This window comes from Burkholderia sp. Se-20373, from assembly GCF_017104705.1.
GTDB lineage: Bacteria > Pseudomonadota > Gammaproteobacteria > Burkholderiales > Burkholderiaceae > Burkholderia.
Window position 1 is genome coordinate 1 of the sequence record NZ_JAAGPH010000329.1, and the last position, 1,762, is coordinate 1,762.

Sequence of the window (1,762 nt, forward strand, 5' to 3'; positions counted from 1 at the left end):
CGCCGGCTGCGCGCCGCCTGCGCGCGGGTGCGCCGTCCGCACGAAGGGTGCCGTGCCGGTCTGGCACGTGCGCCCGGAGCGGTGCGCGTCGGGCCGCGCCCATGAAAGATTTGCAAGGACCGTTGTAGCGATTCCCGGACCGGCGGCGGCCCTGATGCCGGCGCGCGCCGGCCGGACAAGGAGGTGCAATGCAGAACGCGGAATCGAACCCTACCCCGGAACAGCAGCGGGAACAGATCGAGAAGAGCCCGGTGAAGACGCCGGCGGCCGGCGACATGCCCGATGCGGCAACCCAGGCGGCCCAGGTCGCGCAGCGTCCGCTGACGCCCGAGAAGATTGCCGGGAAAATGCCGACCGGCCTGCCGCCGATCGAGCGCGGCACGCAGGCGCCCGACAGTGCCGACCCCGTGCGGCGAGCGGCCGCCCGGATCCCGACGCTCGACAACGCGAACATGGCGATGACCGACAACACGGTCGACGTCGACGGCAAGGGCATGGAAGCCGCCGCGGGCGCGTCGAAGTGGCACGACAACGTGATTTATTCGAACGCGTCGCTCGACGAAGCGGTCGAGACGCCCGACGAAGGGCTCGGCGGGATCGAGAGCCGTCCGTCCGGCAACATGCCGCAGATCGCGACGCGGCCGGGCTGGCGCGTACGCCATGTCGGCGATGTCGACGTCGAGCACGGCGACGGCACGCGTGCCGAGCATGTGATCGTCCTGGAGCGAAACAACTGACCACGTGACGGGAAGAGGCGGCGGGCGGCACGATCGCGCCGCCCGCCGCCCGCCGCCATCATGAGCGGTCCTTATTGCGGACCGAGTTCCTGCGCGGACGCATCGGCGTCGTTGCCCTGCGCAACCAGCACGTGGATATCGTTCGGCGTCACGTCGCCGACCCCGCCCGACGGGATCGTCAGCAGCAGCCAGTCGGCGTTGTTGTTGATGGTGACCGGCGCGGTCTTGAGGATCGGCGTCTTGCTGCCGGCCGTCGTGACGATCACCTGGTAGCTGCCGCCGTTCAGGTAGATCGAATCCTGCGTCGAGGCCGGCACCGCGTTCTGGTAGGCCGTGCCCGCGAGCGTCGGGCTTTGCGTCGTGATGTCGGTGCCGGGCGGGACGACGTACACGTCGACGTTCTGCGCATTCGGCGACGCGTTGAAGCTGCGCACGCGCGCCTTGTCCGACAGCAGGCCCTTGGCGTACGGATCGTCGATCACGGAGATCAGCGACGTCGTGCTCGGCAGCGCGATCGTCGTGTAGTGATGGCCGTTTGCCGCGCTGAACGATTGCGCGGCGATGGTCGACGTCGTGCCGGAGACGTCGTAGCTCGCGTTCTGCGTGCCCGAGTCGACGTCGTGATAGCGCGTCACGCCCTTGTACGCGATATTGCCCTGGTCGAGCTTCGCGTTCAGGTAGTAGTCGAGGTTGGGCCCGGCCGGCACCGCGTTGATGAAGCGCGCCTGCGGCTTCGAGATGCCGAGTTCGGTCCCGGCGTCGTCGCCGCCGCCACACGCCGCGAGCACGGAAACGACCGAGCACAGGGCGACCAGCGTTCGTATTGATTTCATGTTGTCCTCTCGTTCAGGGAACCTGCTTGCGATGCGGGATCGCCGCGCGAAGGGTCGCGCGGTGCGCAGCGCCGGTTGAGGGAAGGATGCCGTCCGCCGGAGCGGCGGGCGCGTGCATGACGCAAGCGATGTGCCTGTGCGGCGAACGGCGTCGGGAAGGGGGCGAGAAAGGGGCGGGACGCGGCGGCGGGC

Annotated in this window: 2 protein-coding genes; one reads left to right on the forward strand and one right to left on the reverse strand. The window is 69.2% G+C overall.

The annotated features are described in order from the left end of the window. Positions 1-188 precede the first annotated feature (188 nt). Complete coding sequence (locus tag G3N96_RS38565; RefSeq protein WP_124585759.1) at positions 189-737, forward strand: DUF3005 domain-containing protein; 549 nt, start codon at positions 189-191, stop codon at positions 735-737. Positions 738-808: 71 nt separating this feature from the next. Here G3N96_RS38565 and G3N96_RS38570 read toward each other — a convergent pair whose 3' ends face one another. Then, positions 809-1,570, reverse strand: coding sequence for a DUF4397 domain-containing protein (locus G3N96_RS38570; RefSeq protein ID WP_089497295.1), 762 nt, complete (start codon positions 1,568-1,570; stop codon positions 809-811). Positions 1,571-1,762 lie beyond the last annotated feature (192 nt).